21 protein-coding genes and 1 other RNA gene are annotated in these 20,823 nt (G+C 59.1%); 12 read left to right on the top strand and 10 right to left on the bottom strand.

Translation table 11 applies throughout. The features are described 5' to 3' along the window. Positions 1-280 precede the first annotated feature (280 nt). The 3 genes from msrA to ilvD form a co-directional block, all read right to left on the bottom strand. Positions 281-844: a peptide-methionine (S)-S-oxide reductase MsrA gene (msrA, locus tag ACNA0J_RS13090; RefSeq protein WP_415819283.1), complete on the bottom strand. Its 564-nt coding sequence runs from the start codon at positions 842-844 to the stop codon at positions 281-283. Between the two features lie 158 nt (positions 845-1,002). Further along, on the bottom strand, positions 1,003-1,368 hold the full coding sequence (locus ACNA0J_RS13085) for a c-type cytochrome (RefSeq protein ID WP_415819282.1): 366 nt from the start codon (positions 1,366-1,368) through the stop codon (positions 1,003-1,005). 131 nt (positions 1,369-1,499) lie between these two features. Beyond that, positions 1,500-3,185, bottom strand: a complete 1,686-nt coding sequence (gene ilvD, locus ACNA0J_RS13080) for a dihydroxy-acid dehydratase (RefSeq protein WP_415819281.1) — start codon at positions 3,183-3,185, stop codon at positions 1,500-1,502. 259 nt (positions 3,186-3,444) lie between these two features. Between ilvD and lgt the strand changes: the two genes are divergently transcribed. Next, entirely contained in the window at positions 3,445-4,233 is a 789-nt protein-coding gene (gene lgt, locus ACNA0J_RS13075; RefSeq protein WP_415819280.1) for a prolipoprotein diacylglyceryl transferase, read from the top strand. Here lgt and ACNA0J_RS13070 read toward each other — a convergent pair. The 4 genes from ACNA0J_RS13070 to ACNA0J_RS13055 all read right to left on the bottom strand — a co-directional run bounded on the left by ACNA0J_RS13070 (position 4,208) and on the right by ACNA0J_RS13055 (position 6,065). Then, the gene (locus ACNA0J_RS13070) at positions 4,208-4,978 is read right to left on the bottom strand and encodes an SIMPL domain-containing protein (protein WP_415819294.1); all 771 of its coding nucleotides are present in this window, start codon (positions 4,976-4,978) and stop codon (positions 4,208-4,210) included. The two genes, lgt and ACNA0J_RS13070, sit on opposite strands and share 26 nt — an antisense overlap. Before the next feature lie 78 nt (positions 4,979-5,056). Further along, positions 5,057-5,242, bottom strand: a non-coding RNA gene (gene ssrS, locus ACNA0J_RS13065) — 6S RNA. A gap of 59 nt (positions 5,243-5,301) precedes the next feature. Beyond that, positions 5,302-5,604, bottom strand: coding sequence for a cell division protein ZapA (locus ACNA0J_RS13060; RefSeq protein WP_415819279.1), 303 nt, complete (start codon positions 5,602-5,604; stop codon positions 5,302-5,304). Continuing rightward, positions 5,604-6,065 carry a hypothetical protein gene (locus tag ACNA0J_RS13055; RefSeq protein ID WP_415819278.1) on the bottom strand — a complete coding sequence of 154 codons (462 nt, stop codon included), beginning with the start codon at positions 6,063-6,065 and terminating at the stop codon, positions 5,604-5,606. Before ACNA0J_RS13055 ends, ACNA0J_RS13060 begins: the two co-directional genes overlap by 1 nt. A gap of 436 nt (positions 6,066-6,501) precedes the next feature. Here ACNA0J_RS13055 and ACNA0J_RS13050 point away from each other — a divergent pair, with 436 nt between their 5' ends. The 11 genes from ACNA0J_RS13050 to ACNA0J_RS13000 all read left to right on the top strand — a co-directional run bounded on the left by ACNA0J_RS13050 (position 6,502) and on the right by ACNA0J_RS13000 (position 17,951). Beyond that, positions 6,502-6,966, top strand: a complete 465-nt coding sequence (locus tag ACNA0J_RS13050) for a tripartite tricarboxylate transporter TctB family protein (protein WP_415819277.1) — start codon at positions 6,502-6,504, stop codon at positions 6,964-6,966. Positions 6,967-6,979: 13 nt separating this feature from the next. Further along, complete coding sequence (locus tag ACNA0J_RS13045) at positions 6,980-8,485, top strand: tripartite tricarboxylate transporter permease (protein WP_415819276.1); 1,506 nt, start codon at positions 6,980-6,982, stop codon at positions 8,483-8,485. Between the two features lie 290 nt (positions 8,486-8,775). Then, complete coding sequence (locus ACNA0J_RS13040; RefSeq protein WP_415819275.1) at positions 8,776-9,648, top strand: FadR/GntR family transcriptional regulator; 873 nt, start codon at positions 8,776-8,778, stop codon at positions 9,646-9,648. A 109-nt stretch (positions 9,649-9,757) separates the two neighbouring features. Further along, on the top strand, positions 9,758-10,672 hold the full coding sequence (gene ltnD / locus ACNA0J_RS13035) for an L-threonate dehydrogenase (protein ID WP_415819274.1): 915 nt from the start codon (positions 9,758-9,760) through the stop codon (positions 10,670-10,672). A gap of 74 nt (positions 10,673-10,746) precedes the next feature. Beyond that, a complete protein-coding gene (gene otnK / locus ACNA0J_RS13030; RefSeq protein WP_415819273.1) occupies positions 10,747-12,033 on the top strand; it encodes a 3-oxo-tetronate kinase in 1,287 nt (428 codons plus the stop codon). Then, entirely contained in the window at positions 12,033-12,695 is a 663-nt protein-coding gene (gene otnC, locus ACNA0J_RS13025; RefSeq protein WP_415819272.1) for a 3-oxo-tetronate 4-phosphate decarboxylase, read from the top strand. The genes otnK and otnC overlap by 1 nt, the downstream gene beginning before the upstream one ends. Before the next feature lie 78 nt (positions 12,696-12,773). Beyond that, positions 12,774-14,093, top strand: a complete 1,320-nt coding sequence (locus ACNA0J_RS13020; protein WP_415819271.1) for an MFS transporter — start codon at positions 12,774-12,776, stop codon at positions 14,091-14,093. A gap of 66 nt (positions 14,094-14,159) precedes the next feature. Further along, on the top strand, positions 14,160-14,957 hold the full coding sequence (gene otnI, locus ACNA0J_RS13015; protein ID WP_415819270.1) for a 2-oxo-tetronate isomerase: 798 nt from the start codon (positions 14,160-14,162) through the stop codon (positions 14,955-14,957). After that, positions 14,957-15,934, top strand: coding sequence for a D-erythronate dehydrogenase (denD, locus tag ACNA0J_RS13010; protein WP_415819269.1), 978 nt, complete (start codon positions 14,957-14,959; stop codon positions 15,932-15,934). Before otnI ends, denD begins: the two co-directional genes overlap by 1 nt. 158 nt (positions 15,935-16,092) lie before the next feature. Beyond that, positions 16,093-16,998, top strand: a complete 906-nt coding sequence (locus tag ACNA0J_RS13005) for an NAD(P)-dependent oxidoreductase (protein ID WP_415819268.1) — start codon at positions 16,093-16,095, stop codon at positions 16,996-16,998. A gap of 20 nt (positions 16,999-17,018) precedes the next feature. Further along, complete coding sequence (locus tag ACNA0J_RS13000) at positions 17,019-17,951, top strand: LysR family transcriptional regulator (protein WP_415819267.1); 933 nt, start codon at positions 17,019-17,021, stop codon at positions 17,949-17,951. Here the strand turns inward: ACNA0J_RS13000 and ACNA0J_RS12995 are convergent. Genes ACNA0J_RS12995 through ACNA0J_RS12985 form a run of 3 tightly spaced genes read right to left on the bottom strand, consistent with a single transcriptional unit; the run spans position 17,948 to position 20,796 of the window. Next, complete coding sequence (locus tag ACNA0J_RS12995; RefSeq protein ID WP_415819293.1) at positions 17,948-19,537, bottom strand: sensor histidine kinase; 1,590 nt, start codon at positions 19,535-19,537, stop codon at positions 17,948-17,950. The two genes, ACNA0J_RS13000 and ACNA0J_RS12995, sit on opposite strands and share 4 nt — an antisense overlap. Before the next feature lie 16 nt (positions 19,538-19,553). Continuing rightward, entirely contained in the window at positions 19,554-20,240 is a 687-nt protein-coding gene (locus ACNA0J_RS12990) for a response regulator (protein WP_415819266.1), read from the bottom strand. Beyond that, positions 20,221-20,796, bottom strand: a complete 576-nt coding sequence (locus tag ACNA0J_RS12985) for an RNA pyrophosphohydrolase (RefSeq protein ID WP_094819908.1) — start codon at positions 20,794-20,796, stop codon at positions 20,221-20,223. Before ACNA0J_RS12985 ends, ACNA0J_RS12990 begins: the two co-directional genes overlap by 20 nt. Positions 20,797-20,823 lie beyond the last annotated feature (27 nt).

The raw sequence follows: 20,823 nt of genomic DNA, 5'->3' as shown, positions 1-20,823 counted from the left end.
CCGAGCCCGAAATATTAACACACTTTTTAAATTCGGTGCAACTAGATCTCAAATAATCATCATCGCGGGAATTTACTGCGTCACCACTTCGGCCCCACCGCCTGAATCCGTCTCGTCTGAAACTGCGTTTCGTCTGAGTTCGTGTTCAAGCAGCGAAGGAGCGAGACTATAGCACACATTACAAAGCCGTTACGGCAATACCGGCACTTTTTTCTGAAATCCCCAAAAAAATTGGGGACGAGAGGCTTGAAAGCCAGTCGTCCCCAGGAAAGAACGGGTATTAACCGTGTTTTTTCAGTCGATCGCTGAATTGTTTACGGAATTTCGCGACCTTTGGCGCAATCACGAATTGGCAGTAGCCCTGTTCGGGATGCAATTCAAAGTAATTACGGTGATAGTCCTCTGCGGGCCAGAACGTGGCGGGCTCGCGCAGCTGGGTCACAATGGGCGCATCATAAATATGCTGCGCATCGACTTCGGCGATAACGGTCTGGGCCTGCTCGCGCTGGGTCTCGTTTTGCCAAAAGATGGCGGACTCGTACTGGGGGCCCACGTCATTACCCTGACGCCCCGGAGTGGTCGGGTCATGCGTCGCGAAAAATACCCGCAACAGGTCGGCATAGGACAATACTGAGGGATCGAACTCGACGCGGGCGACTTCGATATGACCGGTGGCTTTACCGCAGACCTGCTCGTACGACGGATGATCGACATGGCCGCCGCTATAGCCGGGCAGCACGCTGACGACGCCGCGCAAATCCTCGAGGACGGCCTCGACGCACCAGAAGCAGCCTCCGCCCAGGATGGCAACCTCGGTAACCGGGGAAGATGTGGGTTCCGACATGATCATGGTTCCTTATTCAATAGGCATTTCTCTGCCGCTGCTATCTACTATATCTAGATAGCAGATAGGAATGGCGCCGTCGCTCTATATATAGATAGAGGGACAGATATGGAGACGGGCCGCTATATATAAAGGCATAAAGACCAAGTCAGCCGGGACTACTTTGATTTAGCCGGCGCCAGAGATAGCACCCACTCGGCCAACGTGCGGGCATCCTCTTCACTGACCTGTGGTTGAGCCGGCATGGGTACGGCCCCCCAGACGCCTCGTCCGCCGGAGCGGATTTTGCCTGTCAGGTACTGCACCATGGCGTCGCCCTCGCCCGCCGCGGCGTATCGTTCCCCGATACTGCGCAATGGCGGCCCCACGCGTTTGCTGTCGACTTGGTGACACGCCATACAGGCTTTGCTTTGCGCCAAGGCCTCGCCTGTAGATTGGTCGGCCGCTTGCGCACCAATGGGGGACAGAATGATTGTCCATAGGCCGAAAACAATGGCGGCCGTCCTGCCTGTCGTTACATACATCCGTGCTGTCTCAAGTTCAAAAAACACATCAAAATCGCGAAACGGCGACATCCTGGATTTCGGCTGCCGGCCTCCTGACTGCCGCCCCCTTTCGCACAACTGCGTGGCCAACCGGGCCTGAGCTCAAATTGTCAGGACTCAAAGGCGTCTGTCACCGCTCCTCGGCTGGCCGTGCTGGCCAATTTGCCGAATTTAGCCAGAACGCCCCTGGTGTACCGCGGTTTGGGCTGGACCCAGGCCTGTCGACGCGACGCCAACTCTTCGTCGGAAATATTGAGCTGCAGCAGCAGCTGATGAGCGTCGATGGTAACTGAATCGCCCTCTTGAATGAGGGCAATGGGACCACCAACATAGGCCTCGGGAGCCACATGCCCGACGACCATGCCCCAGGTTCCGCCCGAAAAACGGCCATCGGTGATCAAACCCACAGTCTCGCCCAATCCCTGGCCAATCAACGCGGAGGTCGGCGCCAACATTTCGCGCATTCCCGGGCCGCCTTTGGGGCCCTCGTAACGGATGACGACGATGTCGCCGTGCTGGATCCGACGGTCCATGATGGCTGTCATGGCTTCGTCTTCGGAATCGAAAACGCGGGCAGGGCCGGTGATGACGGGATTCTTCAGGCCCGTGATTTTGGCGACGCATCCCTCGGGAGATAAGTTGCCCTTGAGAATGGCCAGATGCCCCTGAGGATACAGAGCGCGGTCTATCGGCCGAATCACATCTTGATCTGAACGAGGTACCGCAGGAACGTCTGCCAAAGTTTCTGCGATGGTTTTGCCAGTAATGGTGATGCAATCCCCATGCAGCAATCCCGCGTCCAGCAGGAGTTTCATCACTTGCGGAATTCCGCCCGCACGATGCAGATCGGTGGCGACGTAGCGGCCGGATGGTTTTAAATCGCAAATAACGGGGACACGGCGCCGAATACGCTCGAAGTCATCGATCGTCCAGGGGACCTCAGCCGCATGCGCGATGGCCAGAAAATGCAGCACCGCGTTGGTCGAGCCGCCCGTGGCCATAATGACGGACACGGCATTTTCGATGGATTCGCGGGTAATGATGTCGCGTGGTCGCACGCCGCGCCGTACGGCATCGACCAGAACCCGGGCCGACTCGGCCGCGGATACGATTTTTTCGTCGTCTTCGTTGGCCATCGTGCTGGAATACGGCAAGCTCATACCCAGCGCCTCGAAGGCAGAGCTCATCGTGTTGGCGGTGTACATCCCGCCACAGGATCCCGAACCCGGAATCGCGCATTTCTCGATTTGCTTGAAGTCTTCCTGGTCCATACGCCCCATGGTGAACTCGCCCACGGCCTCGAACACCGAGACGATGGTCAGGTCTTTGCCTTGGTAATGGCCGGGCTTGATGGTGCCGCCATATACATAAATACCCGGGACGTTGGTGCGGGCCAGCGCGATCATGCCGCCCGGCATGTTTTTGTCGCAGCCCCCGATGACGACCACGCCATCCATCCACTGCCCTTGAACCGCCGTTTCGATACAGTCGGCAATCACCTCGCGCGAAACCAGGGAATATTTCATGCCCTCGGTGCCCATGGACATGCCATCGGAGATGGTGGGCGTGCCAAATACCTGGGGATTGGCGCGCGACTCACGAATCGCATCGATGGCGGCGTCGGCCAAGCGCTGCAGGCCGCTATTACAAGGCGTAATGGTGGAGTGACCATTGGCCACTCCAATCATGGGATTATCAAAATCGGATTCTTGGTAGCCCAGAGCGTAATACATCGCCCGATTGGGCGCACGGGCGACGCCATGGGTCACGTGGCGTGAACGTTCGTTATTGGGCATGGTCTGTCTCCATATTGGGCGCTCCTGAACAGGGTGCCGCCCAGCTCGCTTCTTGCTGAGGAGCAAGAAAATCAAGGAATCGCGCTGAATAAGTCGAATGTAGCAAGTTCAAGAGCGTCCAGGTCTTTGATTTTCCTGGATATGGAAAATTTACTGGCCCAACTGATTCGGCATTTCCTTGAGAGTCATTACATACCGAGCGGCATAACGACACCTGTGCCGGTTATTATCGACCCAATCTTTTATTGCATGGCGGATTATGCTGCACCATCCCGAGTTTGACCCTATTGCCCTGAGCATCGGCCCCGTCGCTATTCATTGGTACGGCCTGATGTATCTCGTCGGATTTGCACTGGTTTATTTGTTGGGCCGGCGACGCCTGACACGCGGCCACACGCCGGCGCTCAATACGCGCGACCTGGAAGATATTATTTTCTACAGCGTGCTGGGCGTGGTGGTGGGCGGCCGTCTGGGCTATGTGCTGTTTTATAAACCCGGCTATTACCTGACCCATCCCCTGGAAATCTTTTACCTCTGGGAAGGTGGGATGTCTTTCCACGGCGGGCTGATCGGCGTGATCCTGGTGATGCTGCTGTTTGCGCGTAAAAAGAAGGTGTCGTTCTTTACGATCAGTGATTTCATCGCCCCGCTCATTCCCCTGGGCCTGGGTGCAGGCCGTCTGGGTAACTTTATCAATGGCGAGCTCTGGGGCCGCGCCACTGATGTGCCCTGGGCGATGGTATTTCCGCAATCGGGCACCGATGTGCCGCGCCACCCCTCGCAGCTTTATGAACTGGGGTTGGAGGGCATTGTGCTGTTCGCCCTGCTCTGGTGGTTTTCCAGCAAGCCTCGCCCCCTCGGTCAAGTGAGCGCACTGTTTTTGATCGGTTATGGCGCATTCCGCTTTTTGGTGGAGTTCACGCGCGAACCGGATAATTTTCTGGGCTTGCTCGCCGGAGGCATGAGCATGGGACAGTGGCTGTCCCTGCCCATGGTGCTCATCGGCGTCGTGATGTTTTTCTTTACTGCAAAGCGACAGTCCCGTTGACGGAAAGCGTCACGGTGACCTGGCCTGCCTCGAGCGGTGCATCGGCGTAGCCGGCTGCACTGCTGAGGCTGCTTTTGGCCATCGCACCCATCGGTCTCGGTACCGGGACCGGTGAACCGCCTCCGCTCAGCTCGAGCTGTTGCACGCGATAGCTGCTATAGCCGAAAGCCTGGGCCGCGGCCTGTGCTCGCGCCAGAAAGGCATCGGCCGCCTGACTGAGCAGTTTCTTTTCCGCAGCGTCGCGCGCCTCGCGTGACAGCGAGAAACTGATTTGCGATATGGCGACCTTGTCGGACAGCTTGGAGGCCAATGCCGAGGCAGCGGCAAAGTCCTTGGACTCGAGGATGATTTCTCCGCGTGCGCGCCAATTCTGGATTTTGCCTTTTTCGTCCGTGTTGGGCCACACGTTGTAGCCGCTGGTGTGGACCTGGATGCCCTTTGCACCCTCGGTACGCTTGACGGTCTCATCAAGCACTGTACTCAATTGGGTCGTGGCCTTGGTCTGTGAGTCGGCATCGAACTCTGCGGCCAGCGTGATGCGAACGGTGTCCTGCTGCACATCGGCAGAGGCAGACGCCTGCAGCGTCAATTCGGGCACGCGTTCGTCGGGATGTACAGCAGGCGCAGGCGCGCGAGGCGGCGCAGGCGGTTGCTGAGCATGCGCCAACGGCGCGGCCGTCAAGGCGAATGCGGCGCAGCAGGCAGCCGCAAGACGGTTCAATGAAGGCACGCGAAAGGAGTGCATCATGACAGACCTGTATAAGAGAGTGGGAAAGAGAGGCATCCGGCGCGGACCTGAGAGAAAACCCAGGTCCGCCGGAATAGATGCCCCGCCTGTGCCGTCTAGGCCGGCATCTCGAACCGTGAGGTTCAAGGTGGTCGCGATCCGTTGAGCTTCGGGTTCGTCTACGGGTAGACAATCACTCCCACTCACCATTCACGCAACCAATATGCCGTAAGACATAGGTTCAGAGAATGTATGGCCAGGTCACGAGCACGGCAGGGACAAACTGAAAAAACATCAAATCATGCGTGATACCGACACGCTGGGGACCGAAGTCCGTACTGCTACCCCTGTTTCGACAATGCGTCGTCAAGCAGGGAATTCATGTGTTCGATTCTACCCTTGAACTCGCCTACCGCCAAACCTCCGAGGGGACCGTCGGGCGCTTTCATAGATAACAACTCGCTGGCAATCTGCAAAGCCGCCATGACGGCAATGCGTTCGTTACTGGAGACTTTGCCAGAACCCTGGATACGCAGCATGAGCTGATCAACGTGGCGCACGGCGGCCAACAGGGTGGGCTTTTCTTCGGTGGAGCACGCGAGAGAATAATCGCGCCCCAATATCGTGACATCAATACGTTCCATCAGGGCTGCGCTCCGGAGGATTGGTCTTCGGCGGCAGCGCCCGGCAGACGCGCCAACACGCTATCGATCCGCTCGCGGGCGGCATCTGTGGCGACACGCAGGCGTTGCAGATCCGTGTCTTTGGCATTGAGGCTGCCGAGCAATTCCGCCTCGCGAGTCTGGGCACGAGATTCGAGCGTCTGCTGCTCGGATATTTGGCGGGCAAGCTGCGCACGCAGATCTATTTCTGACTGGCGCGCCTCGGACAGGAGGTCTTCGACCGCCCCGTCGTGCTCCTGCAATTTGGTCTGCAGCACCAAAATTTCGGCCTGACGCTCGTTGCAGCGTTGCTCTAATGCACGCTGAGCGGCTTCGCTTTGGCCCAGGCTGATACGCAACGCATCACGCTCGGCCTGAAGTTGCCGGGTGCGTTGCACTAATTGCCCGATACGGGCGGCGAGTTGATCTAGATCTTGCAGCATGGGCGCTATCGTAAACCATCCGCGCATTGGCTGGGAGGCCATACGCAACGTGAGAAAACCAGCAATATTCTGTAGGACTTGCAGCTAACAACTCAAAACTGCTGGTACCAAAGAATTCTGACACAGGACTTGCGTTGATCAAGCGTTGATCGATCACAGGCTTTCGCCTGTCTTTCTATTTACTTTCATTTTGCTTTCATTTTGGACCGGTAGTGGCCCAAGGTTACAACTTGGATGCCAGTTTTAGGGAAAACCCCATCCGCATCTCGAACCGCTTGGGTTTGCAGGCCCAGGCCCCTTCGCTACCATGCGCCCTGCTCAAAAGACGCACCTCGATTTCATAACAACGAGCAGCACGACGAGGTGTTCATTTTTTCAGAGCATCGTTCATTGAACGACTTGGCTTTAACTCACATGCTGTAAATAGGAGTAGACCATGCAGCTACGCAATCGGCAGGATTTCTGGTCCGGGGTGATGTTCATCGCCATCGGATTGGCAGCCGCTTGGCAATCGACGAGCTATCAAATGGGGACTGCCGCCCGGATGGGGCCGGGGTACTTTCCTTTCGCGCTGGGATTAGTCCTGGCCTTACTGGGCGCCATTGTGCTGCTTGGTTCGCTGAGCAAAAAAGCAACGGAGACCCATGTCGACAAATTCGACTGGCGCATCACCTTCCTGGTGATCGGATCCGTCGTGTTGTACGCCCTGATCCTGAAATTGCTGGGTGTCTATATCTCGGTCTTTGCACTGGTCGTCGTCAGCAGCCTGGCCAGCCACGAGTTCAACCTGAAAGTGGCCATCGGCAACGGCATTTTCCTGGTGGTGTTCTCGTATCTGGCATTCATCAAAGGGCTGGGGCTGATTTTCCCGCTGTGGCCGTCGTTTCTAGGCATGAACTAAGGAGTCTTCGGCCATGGAATTATTTGATCACTTGATGCTGGGATTCTCGGTGGCGTTCACGCCCGAGAACCTGCTATACGCTTTGCTGGGTTGTATTCTGGGTACCTTGATCGGGGTGTTGCCCGGGATTGGCCCTGTTCCGACGATCGCGATGCTGCTGCCGATCACGTACGTGCTGCCGCCGGTAGCCGGCCTGATCATGTTGGCCGGTATTTATTACGGTGCGCAGTATGGCGGTTCGACCACGGCTATCCTGGTGGCACTCCCTGGGGAGACGTCCGCCGTGGTGACTGTGCTCGACGGCCACCAGATGGCGCGTAACGGACGGGCGGGCGCCGCACTGGCAATTGCCGCCATGGGTTCGTTCTTTGCCGGCTGCGTCGCAACGCTGTTGCTGGCCGCTTTTGCGCCCCCATTGGCTGAAGTCGCCTTTAAGTTCGGCCCCGCCGAGTATTTCTCGCTGATGACCTTGGGTCTGGTGGGTGCGGTGGTGCTGGCCTCGGGCTCGCTGCCCAAGGCGATCGCGATGATCATCCTGGGCCTGCTGCTGGGTATGGTGGGTACGGACGTCAACTCGGGGGTCGCCCGCTTTGATTTCGGTATTCCCGAACTGCAAGACGGTATCGACTTTGCCATCGTGGCCATGGGCGTGTTCGGCTTTGCCGAGATCATGACCAACCTGGAACAGAAAGAGAATCGCGTCGACATTACCGACAAGATCGGCTCGCTGTATCCGAACAAGCAAGAGTTCAAGGAAGCGGCTCCGGCTGCGGTGCGTGGCACGATTCTGGGCTCGATGCTGGGTATTCTGCCCGGCGGCGGCGCGGTGCTGTCTTCGTTTGCCTCGTATACGTTGGAAAAGAAGATCTCGAAGAACCCCGAGCGCTTCGGTAAAGGCCATCCGGCCGGTCTGGGCGGCCCCGAGTCGGCCAACAACGCTGCGGCACAGACGTCGTTCATCCCGCTGCTGACCCTGGGTATCCCGGGCAACGCAGTGATGGCGTTGATGGTGGGTGCGATGACCATCCACAACATTCAGCCCGGCCCTCAGGTGATGAGCAGCCACCCGGAATTGTTCTGGGGTCTGATCGCCTCGATGTGGATCGGTAACCTGATGCTGGTGGTGCTGAACCTGCCGCTGATCGGCCTGTGGGTCAAACTGCTGAAAGTGCCCTATCGCATCCTGTATCCGGCGATTCTGGTGTTCTGCACGATCGGGGTGTATTCGTTGAACTACAACACGTTCGACATTTTCACCACGGCGATCTTTGGTGTGATCGGCTATGTCTGGTCGAAACTGAAGTGTGAAGGCGCCCCGTTGCTGCTGGGCCTGGTGCTGGGCCCCATGATGGAAGAAAACTTCCGTCGCGCCCTGCTGCTGTCGCGCGGTGACTTCATGACGTTCGTGGACCGTCCCCTGTCGGCTTCGCTGTTGGCTGTCGCAGTGTTTCTGGTCGTGATTGTGGCGTTGCCGTCGATCCGCAAGAAACGTGAAGAGACGTTCGTCGAAGAAGAGTGAGCGCATGCACGCCCCTGCCGACACTGCGTATAGGTGTCGGAAGGGGATGAATAGATCGCGTCCCTGATGCCAGGCACTATGAAGTGCCTGGCTTTTTTTTGCCTTGAACGCGGAGGAGCCTGTAGTCTTTTGAGACAACTGATCCAGGCACCGCGCGGGATGTTCCGTATGCAGAAAGAGCATCCCTGGGGGAATTTGACAGTTTGACTTCGTCGGTTAAACTTCCGCAAAGTTGTCTGATAACCAGGGTGGTTTTCAGAGTAAATCAACTAGAAATAGAACCCAGAGACATGTTCCAGAAAGTCAATTCTCGTGCGGGGCTGAGCGACGGTGTCGCACAGGCGCTGCTGGAGCAAATCAGCAACGGCAACCTGCCCGCGGGGGCAAAATTGCCGTCCGAGGCCGTGCTGGCAGAGCAATTTGGCATCAGCCGCGCCGTCGTGCGCGAAGCCACGGCGCAATTGAAGAGCCAGGGAGTCGTCGAATCGCGCCAAGGCAGCGGTGTGTATGTCAGCCGCCATGGCCTGGTCATGCCGCTGCGCATTGACCCCGGCGATGTAGGCTCCTTGAGCGCGGTGTTGCAGTTGTTGGACGTGCGACGTGCGCTGGAAGCGGAAGCGGCCGAGCAGGCGGCGATAAAACGTACAGCGCGCCAACTGGGAAAAATTGAAAATGCACTGGCTGAGATCTCGCACGAGGTGGCCAAAGGCAACGACGGCGTATTGGCCGATGTGGCGTTTCACCGGACCATCGCCCAAGCTGCAGGGAATCCGTTTCTGTTGAACACGTTGCGTTTCCTGAATCAGTATCTGGAAGCGGCCGTGCACATTACGCGCAACAACGAGGCACAAAACGCCGATTTTGCACGCCAGGTCCACGAAGAACACCAGGCGCTGGTCGATGCAATACGCGCTGGCGATCCAGTCTCTGCGCGTCACATGGCGCAAACCCATCTGTACAACGCTGGGCGACGCCTGAAACAAAGTGCGCAGGCAGCAGCCAGCCTGACAGGGCATCCGGTCACAAAAGACCGCAAGCCCTCTGCCGGCACCTCCCGTGCGGCAGCGCAGCCGAAAGGTGCCAGCAAACAGGTTATTGCGGACACTCCGCGCTCACGCAAGCGCAAGACGAGTCCAGCCAATACCGCGGGGATCGACACCTGACATCCTGCCACCCGCGCCTGGCACATGCAGCTCCGATGCCAGACGCACGCTGACGTCCGCGCAACCACTTTCGAGACGTCATGGCATCCACGTAATCGAAGGAACGAATATGACGAAGAACGTAGGCATAGTTGGATTGGGCGCGATGGGCCTGGGCGTGGCCCGCTCGTTGCTGCGTGCAGGCTTGAACGTCCATGCCAATGACGTTCGGCAACAGGTGTTGGACAGTTTCGCCGCTGAAGGCGGGGTCGCCTGCCAGAGCCTGGCTGAGATGGGTCAACACTGCGACGCCGTTGTCCTGCTGGTGGTCAACGCCGCTCAAACCGAGAGCGTGTTGTTTGGCGCTGACGGCACGCAAGGCCTGGCGCATGCAATGAAGCCCGGCTCGGTCGTGATCGCATGCGCCACGGTGGCTCCCGAATTTGCCATTCGTCTGGGTCAGCGTCTGCAAGGCATGGGTCTGCATATGCTGGACGCACCGGTGTCCGGCGGAGCCGCACGTGCTGCAGAGGGAACCATGACGATGATGACTTCTGGCCCGGCAGCCGCCTATGCAGCCTGCGAACATGTGCTGGCTGCCATGGCCGGCAAGGTGTATCGGCTGGGGGACCAACACGGCCAAGGCTCCAAGGTCAAAATCATCAATCAATTGCTGGCAGGCGTACATATCGCCGCGTCGGCCGAGGCCATGGCCTTGGGCCTGCGCGAAGGCGTGGACCCTGATGCGTTGTACGAGGTCATCACCAACAGCGCAGGGAACTCGTGGATGTTCGAAAACCGCGTGCCGCACATCCTGAACGGCGATTACACGCCGTTGTCGGCCGTCGATATTTTCGTGAAAGATCTGGGTCTGGTCCTGGATACGGCCCGCGCCAGCAAATTCCCGCTGCCGCTGTCGGCCACTGCACACCAGATGTTCATGCAGGCCTCGACAGCCGGACATGGTGGTGAGGACGACTCTGCGGTCATCAAGATTTTCCCGGGTATTGAAGTCCCGCCTAAACGCGACCCCAACACGCATTAAACGCCGTGNCTGCATCGATGATGCAGGCACACAGCATATTCAACTTTTTTCTCTGCTATCCCAGGATCTCCGTCATGACATCTGGTAAGCCTTTGCTGGGCTGCATCGCCGACGATTTTACCGGCGCTACTGATTTGGCCAACATGCTGGTGCGCGAGGGTATGCGCACGATTCAAACCATCGGCGTGCCTGCCGCGCCGGTGCAGGATGTGGACGCCATCGTCGTCGCGCTGAAATCGCGCACCATCGCACCGCAAGATGCCGTCGAGCAATCGCTGGCCGCCTTGAAGTGGCTGCAAACTCAGGGTTGCACGCAGTTTTTCTTCAAATACTGCTCGACGTTCGACTCGACCGACCAGGGCAATATCGGACCTGTGGCGGACGCATTGCTGCAAGCACTGGGCGCGGACTTTACGATCGCGTGCCCCGCGTTCCCCGAGAACGGCCGCACGGTGTATCACGGCCATTTGTTTGTGAACGACACATTGCTAAATGAGTCGGGGATGGAAAACCACCCGCTCACGCCGATGCGCGACGCCAATCTGGTCCGGGTACTGCAACGTCAGACTCCATCCAAAGTGGGCCTGATTGACGCGAATACGGTGAAGAAAGGCGCCGACGCCATCAAGGCGAAGATTGCAAGCTTGCGTGAAGCCGGCATCCGGATGGCAATTGCCGATGCGATCTCGAATGATGATCTGTACACACTGGGCGCAGGTTGCAGCGATCTGGCGTTGATTACTGGCGGCTCTGGTGTCGCGCTGGGACTACCAGGCAATTTCGTGCGCACCGGCGCGTTGAGCGCCACGGGCTCGGCCGCTGATTTGCCGAGTATCGAAGGCCGCAGCATCGTGCTGGCAGGCAGTGCGTCCAAAGCCACCAACGGCCAGGTCGCGCACTGGAAGGCGTCTCACCCGGCGTTCCGCATTGATCCGCTGGCGCTGGCCAGGGGCGAAAACGTGGTGGAACAAGCATTGGCGTTTGCGCAAGAGCATGCCCCCAAAACGGTGCTGGTCTATGCAACCGCTACGCCAGACGAAGTCCGCGCCGTGCAGGCCGAGCTGGGCACGCAACGCGCAGGGGAATTGGTCGAACAAGCCTTGGCGACTGTTGCAAGCAGCTTGCGGGATCAAGGCGTTACGCATTTCGTGGTTGCGGGCGGAGAGACCTCGGGCGCTGTGGTACAGGCCCTGGACGTACGTGCCCTGCGTATCGGCCCTCAAATCGATCCCGGTGTACCCGCGACGGTCGCCATCGACGGCAATGGCGACGCGCAATTGGCACTGGCCTTGAAATCGGGCAATTTCGGCACGGTGGACTTCTTTGAAAAAGCCCTGAAAGCGGTGGGAGGCTCTCTGTAATGGCCAACGTTATCGACGCCGCGGCAAACGCGGAAAGCACACTGCGTGAGGAAATCTGCCGCATCGGGGCGGCGCTGTTCAATCGTGGCTACACCGTGGGCTCGTCCGGAAACATCAGCGCGCGCTTGACCGATGGCTGGTTGATCACTCCCACTGATGCCTGCCTGGGCATGCTGGATCCTGCTCAATTGAGCAAAGTGGGCACCGACGGCGTACAAATTTCTGGCGCCCGCGCATCCAAGACATTGGCATTGCACCGCAACGTCTACGCCAACAATGCGCAAGCCAATGCAGTCGTTCATACGCACTCGACCAATCTGGTGGCCCTGACCCTGGCTGGCGTATGGAAGCCGGAAGACGTGGTGCCGCCCATTACGCCGTATTACGTCATGAAGGTGGGCCATGTTCCGCTGATTCCCTATCACCGTCCTGGCGATCCAAAAGTTGCGGAACAGATCGCGGGCTTGGCCAGCAGCGTGCGCGGCGTGCTGCTTGAGCGCCTGGGACCCGTCGTCTGGCACGACTCGGCGTCCAACGCGGCTTTTGCACTGGAAGAACTCGAAGAAACCGCCAAGCTGTGGCTCATGATGCAACGGCAAGGCACGGCACTGTCCGAGGACGCGATCGATGAATTGCGCCAGACATTCAAGGCGCGCTGGTAGCGCCTGAGCCGGTTACCACACGAGCTGCGCCACCAATGCGGCTCGTCACCCCTTTTCATAAACAGCAGGAGGAGCACAGTGACTGCTCAAACAGTGACCGACACCGCTGGCGCGGTATCGCATTCGGAGTCCAACCGCGTCTATTCCAAGATCGCGTGGCGCATCATGCCATTCTTGATGATCTGCTATGTCATCGCCTATCTGGATCGCGTGAACGTCGGTTTTGCCAAGCTGCAAATGTCCATCGATCTGGGTTTCTCGGAAACCGTGTTCGGGCTGGGTGCGGGCTTGTTCTTTATCGGGTATTTCTTTTTCGAAGTGCCTTCCAACCTGCTGATGAATCGTGTCGGTGCTCGCATCTGGATCGCGCGCATCATGATCACGTGGGGCATTTTGTCGGGCTGCTTCTTTTTTGTATCTACGCCCACGCAGTTCTATGTACTGCGCTTTCTGTTGGGCGCGGCTGAGGCCGGCTTTTATCCCGGCGTGATCCTGTATCTGACGTACTGGTTCCCTGGACATCGCCGCGCCAAAATGATTGCGGTATTTATGGCGGCCATTCCGTTGTCAGGAATTTTCGGCGGACCGCTGTCCGGCTACCTGATGCAGAATTTCAATGGCTATATGGGCCATGGCGGCTGGCAGTGGATGTTCGTCATCGAGGCCCTGCCCGCCTTGGTCCTGGGTATCGTGACGCTACTCTATCTGGATAACGACGTGCGTTCGGCCAAATGGCTCACCGATGACGAAAAAGCGGTCGTTGCCCGCGACATCGAGGCAGAGACCAAATCCAAGAGCAAGACCAGCCCCGGCACCACCAAAGCGGTATTCACCGATCTGCGAGTGTGGTGGATGTGCCTGATCTATTTCTGCTTTGTCATGGGCCAGTATGGCCTGACATTCTGGATGCCGTCGCTGGTGAAATCCACCGGGGTGCAAGGTGCCTTCAATATCGGCTTGATCAGTGCCATTCCCTTTATTGTTGCCGCGATTTCGATGATCCTGATCGGCCGCAACGCCGACCGCATGCGTGAGCGTCGTTGGCACTTGATCATTCCGGCGACGTTTGGTGCGATCGGATTTGCAGTCTCTGCCGCGTACGCCGACAACACGGTGCTGGCAATGGTGTTCCTGTCCATCGCGGCGGGCGGTGCGTTGACCTGCTCGCCCTTGTTCTGGTCGCTGCCTACGGCATTTTTGTCCGGCGCGGGCGCGGTTGCAGGTATTGCCGTCATCAACTCGGTGGGCAACCTGGCCGGCTTTGTCAGCCCATACGCCATTGGCCTGTTGAATGACGCCACGAAGAGTTCGGCGGCCGGCATGTACATGTTGACCGGCATGCTGCTGCTCGGCGCCGTCGCCGTGTTCTTGACCAACAAGAACGAGGTGAACCGCTAAACATCCTCTGGGCGCGCGCCGCTATCGGCCGCGCCCAGTCTGTATGCACTTCCCGGAGCTACCACAATGTCATTGAAATTCGCCGCCAATCTCAGCTTCCTATACCAAGACCTGCCCTTCCTGGATCGCATCGCAGCGGCTGCGAAAGACGGTTTTGAAGGTGTGGAATATCTGTTCCCCTACGACTTTCCCGCCGCCGAGATCAAGCAGCGCCTGGTCGACAACGGCATCGAACAGGCGTTGTTCAATGCGCCTCCGGGCGATTGGGCAGGCGGTGAACGCGGCATTGCATCACTGCCGGGACGCGAGCAGGAATTCAAGGACGCGATCGCGCGCGCGATCGAGTATGCCAGCGTGCTGGGCAATCAACGCGTGCACGTCATGGCGGGCCTGCTGCCGGCGGACGCGGACCGCGCAGCGCGCCTGGACCTGTACACCCGCAATGTGGCCTGGGCGACAGAACAAGCCAAGGCCGCAGGCCTGACTATCGTGCTTGAACCCATCAACCAGCGCGATATGCCCGGCTATCTGCTGAGCTATCAAAAGGATGCGCTGGACGTCGTACGCACCACCGGCGCCGACAACCTGAAAGTGCAGTTCGACTGCTATCACGCCCAGATCATGGAAGGCGATGTGGTCATGAAACTGCGCGCCATGTTTGATCAGATCGGACACATCCAGATCGCCAGCGTGCCCAGCCGCAACGAGCCCGATGGCGAAGAACTGAATTACCCCTTTATTTTCCAGACCCTGGACCAATTGGGTTATCAGGGCTGGGTGGGATGCGAATACAAACCCCGTGCGGCAACGAGCGACGGCCTGGCCTGGCTGCGTACGTACCGTGCCAACTCGGAAGGCAAATAATGAGTAAGGTACTGATTACCGGCGGCGCCGGTTTCCTGGGCAAACGCCTGGCCAAAAAATTGCTGGAACGCGGCGAACTGAAAGGTGCCAGCGGCCAACCCGAAAAAATCGAGCAGATCATCCTGCTGGATATGGTGGCCCCCACGGACCTGGATGACCCTCGCATCAAGGTCGTAACCGGCGACATCGCAGATGCAGCCCTGCTGCGCCAAGTCATCGACACCAGCGTGACCTCGGTGTTCCATCTGGCGGCCGTGGTCAGCGGCGCCGCAGAGGCCGATTTCGACCTGGGCATGCGCATCAATCTGGATGCCACGCGCGAGCTGCTGGATTTGTGCCGCACGCTCGGCCACAAGCCGCGTTTCGTTTTCACCAGCTCGGTCGCGGTCTTCGGTGGCAAGCTGCCTGCGATCGTGCAGGACGACACCGCGCCCACGCCGATGAGCTCGTACGGTGCGCAAAAGGTCTCTGGCGAGTTGATGGTGTCTGATTACAGCCGCAAAGGCTTTATCGATGGCCGCACGCTGCGCATGCCCACGATCAGCGTACGCCCGGGCAAACCCAATGCCGCCGCATCGAGCTTTGCCAGCGGCATCGTGCGCGAGCCCTTGAACGGCGAAAGCGCCGTCGCTCCCGTCTCGCCCGAGACCAAGATGTGGCTGATGTCGCCGCGCTATGCGATCGAAAACCTCATCCATGGCCATGAATTGGACGGCGACGCGATCGGTTTCTCCCGCACTATCAGCCTGCCTGGCCTGTCGGTGAGCGTGAAAGCGATGGTGGACGCGCTGCGCGAGGTCGCAGGCGATCAGGTTGCAGATCTGGTGAAGTGGGAGCCAAACGAGGCCGTCAAAAAGATCGTCGAATCCTGGCCCGGCGAATTCGCCGCCACGCGCGCCAAATCGCTGGGCTTTCAGGCCGACAGCAACTATGCCGACGTGATCCGGGCGTATCAAGAAGACGATATGCCGAAATAAACGGCGCAACGCGCTGCCAATTCGGTAGTCGTAAGGAAGAAAGCCCTCAGGTGCTCTACATTCTGAGGGCTTTTTTTCCTCCTGAGGTACCGAGTCGTGCGCGGATTGCGGTAACGTTCAGGTTTTAGGTTTTGACACGAACAACCCGGAGATTTGGTATGGCATCGATCGGTTCCAGGGATTACGACAAAGTCGTACCCCAGAAAGTCGCATTTCTTGGCTTGGGCGTCATGGGCCTTCCCATGGCTGGCCATTTGGCAAAAGCCGGCCACCAAGTAACGGTATACAACCGCACCGAAGCCAAGGCAAAAGCCTGGGCGCAGGAATTCGGCGGCAACAGTGCCCCCACGCCGCGCGAAGCCGTCGCTGGCGCACAAATCGTTTTTGCCTGCGTGGGCAACGACGACGACCTGCGCAGCGTGGTGCTCGGTGACAATGGCGCCTTTGCCGGCATGGCACCGGGTGCGATTTTTGTTGATCACACCACAGCATCGGCAGACGTCGCTCGCGAACTGTACGGACAGGCTCGCGAACTGAACCTGCAATTCGTAGATGGCCCGGTGTCCGGTGGCCAGGCCGGGGCCGTCAACGGGGTGTTGACCATCATGTGCGGTGGCGACCAAGCAGCCTTCGACATCATCAAGCCCATTGCCCAAGCCTATGGCCGTGCCGTTACGCTCGTCGGCGCTCCCGGCGCCGGTCAATTGGCGAAAATGGTGAACCAGGTCTGCATCGCCGGAATCGTCCAAGGGTTGTCGGAGGCCATTGCGTTCGGCCAGGCAGCGAATCTGGACATGAAACTCGTGCTGGATGTCATCAGCAAAGGCGCGGCACAAAGCTGGCAGATGGAAAACCGCGGCGGCACCATGGTGGACGACAAATTCGATTTCGGCTTTGCCGTGGATTGGATGCGCAAGGACCTCGGACTGGTATTGGCCGAAGCCCGCAACAATGGCGCCCGCCTGCCTTTGACGGCACTGGTGGATCAGTTCTACGGCGATGTGCAGCGCGCCGGCGGCGGCCGCTGGGACACGTCCAGCCTGATCACCCGTCTGCGAGACTAAGGCCAGCCCCTGGTACCGCCATGCAAGATTTAAACGACCTGTACTTTTTTTCTCAGGTGGTAGAGCACGGCGGTTTCAGCGCCGCGGCACGCGCCCTGGATATCCCCAAATCGCGCCTGTCGCGGCGCATTGCCCATCTGGAAGAAACGCTGGGCGTGCGACTGCTGCAACGTACGACCCGTCGACTGCGGCTGACCCTGGCGGGCGAACGTTATCTGCATTATTGCCGCGAAATGACGGCATCTGCCCGCGCAGCAGAAGAAGCCATGCGCCAGCTGCAATCGCAGCCCTGCGGGCCCGTCATCATCAGTTGTCCCATTTCCATTGCGCAGCAAATGCTGGCGCAACTGCTGCCGGAATTTCTGGACACCTGGCCATCAGTGTCCGTACAGGTGTTGGCCACGAATCGCCGCGTCGACCTGATCCGCGAAGGGGTCGATCTCGCGTTACGCGTGCGTACGCGGCTGGACACCGACGCGGAACTGGTCGTCAAGCATTTGGGTGAGGATAGCAGCACCATGGTCGCAAGCCCGGCGTACCTGGAGCGCAACGGCACCCCGGAAACACCACAAGACTTGTCCGCGCACGCGACGCTGAGCTTTAACGACCCTCAAACCGACGTGCGCTGGCGGCTGCGTAATGCCGCCAATGAAGAAGTCGAGGTGTCAGTGCAGCCGCGGCTGTGCTGCAATGATTTCATCGTGCTGACCGAAGCTGCCGTACGTGGCCGCGGAATCGCCCTGTTGCCCAGCGTGGCAATCTATGACGCATTACGGCAAGGCCAGTTAGTGCAAGTGTTACCGGAATGGCGTGCGCCCACGGGTATCGTGCACTGCATCTATCCCTCGCGCCGAGGCATGTCGCCGGCGGTACGGGCGCTGCTGAACTTTATTTCGGAACGACTGCCCGGGGTGTATGCCAGGACGATAAATACCGGCGAGATGGGGGTCTAGTCCTTGGCGGCGCCAGACGAGATGTCCCTGGGCATCGCCAACGGCAGCCACAACACGGCCGCCAACCCGACTCCGCCCTGAGTATTGGGCTCTCCATCACGCAACGTGATATCGCCCGCATTGCGGCGCGCATAGGCACGGGCAATGGACAATCCCAATCCCGATCCCGATGAAACCGAACCGCGCCCGGAACCCAGACGGTCAAAACGGGCAAATGCGCGATGGCGTGATGCCACATCAATGCCAGGACCGTTATCGGATACCGAGACCTCTGCCCGATCGCCAGCCAAGGCCGCCGATACGGTGATCCGCGCCCCCACAGGGGCATAATGAATGGCGTTGTGCAAGAGATTCGATAACGCCTCATGCAGCTCGGCCTCGCTGCCGAACACAGGCAACACCGGTACTACGGAGGCACTTTCGTCCCCATCACGGGCCTCACCCATCTCGGCGATGGTATCGGACGCCTCTGTGCTTTCTGCGGCACGCGATGCATGGGCATTGAGGATTGGCGCGTCGGTGGGCTCAGCCGCCACCCAACCCAGATCTTGCCCTTTTTCATGTGACAACGGCAGATATTGCAAAACGACATTGCGTGCCACGTCATTCAGATCCAATAGCTGGCGAGGTGTCGAATCCTCCTGGCTGGCATGTGCCAACGACAATAACTGCTCGGTCAAGCGCCGTGTTCGCCCCAATTGATCCACGATGGCGCGCAGGCCTTCCTGGGCGCGTTGGGGATCAGGCTCGCGCAGCGCATATTGCGCCTGCGTGAGAATGATCGCCATTGGTGTGCGCAACTGATGCGAAGCATCGGCCAGGAATTGGGCCTGCTCATCCAACACCCGCCTATGCCGTTCGATGTGATAGTTGACTGCCTCGACCAGAGGGATCACCTCGCTGGGAACCCGCGCCGCATCCAGCGGCGTCATGTCTTCTGGCGAGCGAACACGGATATCATTGCGCAACCTGGTCAACGGACGCAATGACCAGGCCACCCCCCACCACACCAGAATGGCAACCAGCGCCAACATGCGCGCATCACGCAATAACTCCTGGCGCCGGGCGGCCTCCTCAGCCTGCAACCGCCGTCCAATACTTTCGGCGACGAGCACCAACACCTGACGGTGCTGGCCGCGATAATACAAATCGCGCAACACGGCTACCACGCGAACCGGATCATCACGATAGACGCTGTTGAAAAACATGGGCTCGCCGCGGGTGGAGGGCCAAGCGGGAGGGCGAGGCAATTCGGGCATACCGGCCAGCGTCCGGCCAGAGGGCGGTACGACTTCGGATCCCTCGGGAAGCGGGGGGGAGATTTCCTCGATGCGAAAATATTTCCGCAACCCCGCCTTGGACTCGAGGATCACCTGCGCATACACCGGCGTGGCCACGATCAACTGCCCGGCGTCGGTAAATTCGATACTGCTTTCCAACACCCGCGCAGGCTCGAGCAGCGCGCTGTCGTAGGCTTCGTTGGTGATCGCAGACAAGGTCCGATAATCGTTCCAGCTATCGATCACCAGCAACAGGATCACCCCTGGCAGCAACAGGGTGATCAACAACGTCCGAATGCCGAACAACGGCAAGCGAAACCGGTCAGAGCTCGGCAGTTTCACTGACGCTGCTTTCCAGCATGTATCCCAATCCGCGCACCGTCACAATGCGCACGTCGCTACCCGCGAGTTTTTTGCGCAACCGATGCAACACGACTTCGATAGCGTCCAGACTGGACTCGCTGTCCTGGGTGAATACCTTGCCGAACAACTGGGCCTTGTCCACGGGATAGCCGCTACGCGTCAGCAACGCCACCAAGGCGGCGTGCTCGCGGGGCGTGAGCAGTAGCAAAGCACCGTCCAGGGTAAAGGCACGGCTCTCGCCGTCATAAGACAGCGACCCGCATTGCAGCCGTGGCTGCTGGCGCCCCCGGCTGCGCCGCACCAAGGCCGCGACACGAGCCTCGAGTTCTTCGAGCGCGAATGGCTTGGTCAGGAAATCGTCGGCGCCGAGATTGAGCCCACGCACCCGGTCTTGCAAGGCGCCCTGCGCCGTCAGCAACAGTACGGGCGTGCGGTCGTCACGATTACGCATGTCGCGCAGCACCACCAGCCCGTGCTTGTCGGGCAAGCGCAGGTCCATGACGATGGCGTCGTATTCGTGAGTGCTCATCATGGCCTCGGCGCTGCGAGCGTCTGGCGCATGATCGGGGGTAAACCCGCTCTGCGCCAACGCCCGAACCAGCCACGAGGCCATTTCGAGCTCGTCTTCAACCAGCAATATGCGCATGGCCGTCTGAGTCGGCAGAAAGGCTATCGGCAACGCGTGCCGGGCCATGAACCCGTTGGCGCAGATAGCGGGTTTCGTGCTGGCGCCGGAACAAAATGCTCGAGAGCTCGTTCAGGGCCAGGGTATATACCTCGCGCTTGAACTCAATGACCGCGTCCAGAGGCACCCAATACTGGCTCCAGCGCCAAGCATCGAACTCCGGATGCTGCGTCGCGCGCAGGCACACGTCGCAGTCGCGCCCCACTAGACGCAACAAAAACCAGATCTGCTTTTGACCCTTATAGTGCCCTCGCCACTCTCGCCGGACGAAATGGTCCGGCACGTTATAACGCAACCAATCACGTGTGCGCCCCAAAATACGGACATGTTCAGGCTTTAAGCCTACTTCTTCGTGGAGCTCGCGATACATGGCCTGCACCGGGCTTTCGCCATATTTGATGCCGCCCTGCGGAAACTGCCAAGCATGTTCCCGGATTCGCTTGCCCCAAAAGACCTCGTTTTTGCTGTTGACGAGAATAATGCCGACATTGGGACGGTAGCCTTCACGATCAAGCATGGCCACCCCCACCGAATTCAATACAAT

Origin of the sequence: Bordetella tumbae, assembly GCF_965139195.1 — a bacterium.
Classification (GTDB): Bacteria; Pseudomonadota; Gammaproteobacteria; order Burkholderiales; family Burkholderiaceae_B; genus Bordetella_A; species Bordetella_A tumbae.
This window is presented reverse-complemented; position numbering and strand designations above follow the sequence as displayed.

What these genes read in the sequence shown, in the direction of transcription:
- ACNA0J_RS13000 (WP_415819267.1), top strand. Translation starts at nt 17,019, where the DNA reads ATGCAAGATTTAAACGACCTGTACTTTTTTTCTCAGGTGGTAGAGCAC.
- otnC (WP_415819272.1), top strand. Translation starts at nt 12,033, where the DNA reads ATGGCCAACGTTATCGACGCCGCGGCAAACGCGGAAAGCACACTGCGT.
- ACNA0J_RS13085 (WP_415819282.1), bottom strand. Translation starts at nt 1,368, where the DNA reads ATGTATGTAACGACAGGCAGGACGGCCGCCATTGTTTTCGGCCTATGG.
- ilvD (WP_415819281.1), bottom strand. Translation starts at nt 3,185, where the DNA reads ATGCCCAATAACGAACGTTCACGCCACGTGACCCATGGCGTCGCCCGT.
- ACNA0J_RS12985 (WP_094819908.1), bottom strand. Translation starts at nt 20,796, where the DNA reads ATGCTTGATCGTGAAGGCTACCGTCCCAATGTCGGCATTATTCTCGTC.
- otnK (WP_415819273.1), top strand. Translation starts at nt 10,747, where the DNA reads ATGACATCTGGTAAGCCTTTGCTGGGCTGCATCGCCGACGATTTTACC.
- otnI (WP_415819270.1), top strand. Translation starts at nt 14,160, where the DNA reads ATGTCATTGAAATTCGCCGCCAATCTCAGCTTCCTATACCAAGACCTG.
- ACNA0J_RS12990 (WP_415819266.1), bottom strand. Translation starts at nt 20,240, where the DNA reads ATGCGCATATTGCTGGTTGAAGACGAGCTCGAAATGGCCTCGTGGCTG.
- denD (WP_415819269.1), top strand. Translation starts at nt 14,957, where the DNA reads ATGAGTAAGGTACTGATTACCGGCGGCGCCGGTTTCCTGGGCAAACGC.
- ACNA0J_RS13055 (WP_415819278.1), bottom strand. Translation starts at nt 6,065, where the DNA reads ATGCTGCAAGATCTAGATCAACTCGCCGCCCGTATCGGGCAATTAGTG.
- ACNA0J_RS13060 (WP_415819279.1), bottom strand. Translation starts at nt 5,604, where the DNA reads ATGGAACGTATTGATGTCACGATATTGGGGCGCGATTATTCTCTCGCG.
- msrA (WP_415819283.1), bottom strand. Translation starts at nt 844, where the DNA reads ATGTCGGAACCCACATCTTCCCCGGTTACCGAGGTTGCCATCCTGGGC.
- ACNA0J_RS13045 (WP_415819276.1), top strand. Translation starts at nt 6,980, where the DNA reads ATGGAATTATTTGATCACTTGATGCTGGGATTCTCGGTGGCGTTCACG.
- ACNA0J_RS13040 (WP_415819275.1), top strand. Translation starts at nt 8,776, where the DNA reads ATGTTCCAGAAAGTCAATTCTCGTGCGGGGCTGAGCGACGGTGTCGCA.
- ltnD (WP_415819274.1), top strand. Translation starts at nt 9,758, where the DNA reads ATGACGAAGAACGTAGGCATAGTTGGATTGGGCGCGATGGGCCTGGGC.
- ACNA0J_RS13005 (WP_415819268.1), top strand. Translation starts at nt 16,093, where the DNA reads ATGGCATCGATCGGTTCCAGGGATTACGACAAAGTCGTACCCCAGAAA.
- lgt (WP_415819280.1), top strand. Translation starts at nt 3,445, where the DNA reads ATGCTGCACCATCCCGAGTTTGACCCTATTGCCCTGAGCATCGGCCCC.
- ACNA0J_RS13050 (WP_415819277.1), top strand. Translation starts at nt 6,502, where the DNA reads ATGCAGCTACGCAATCGGCAGGATTTCTGGTCCGGGGTGATGTTCATC.
- ACNA0J_RS13070 (WP_415819294.1), bottom strand. Translation starts at nt 4,978, where the DNA reads ATGCACTCCTTTCGCGTGCCTTCATTGAACCGTCTTGCGGCTGCCTGC.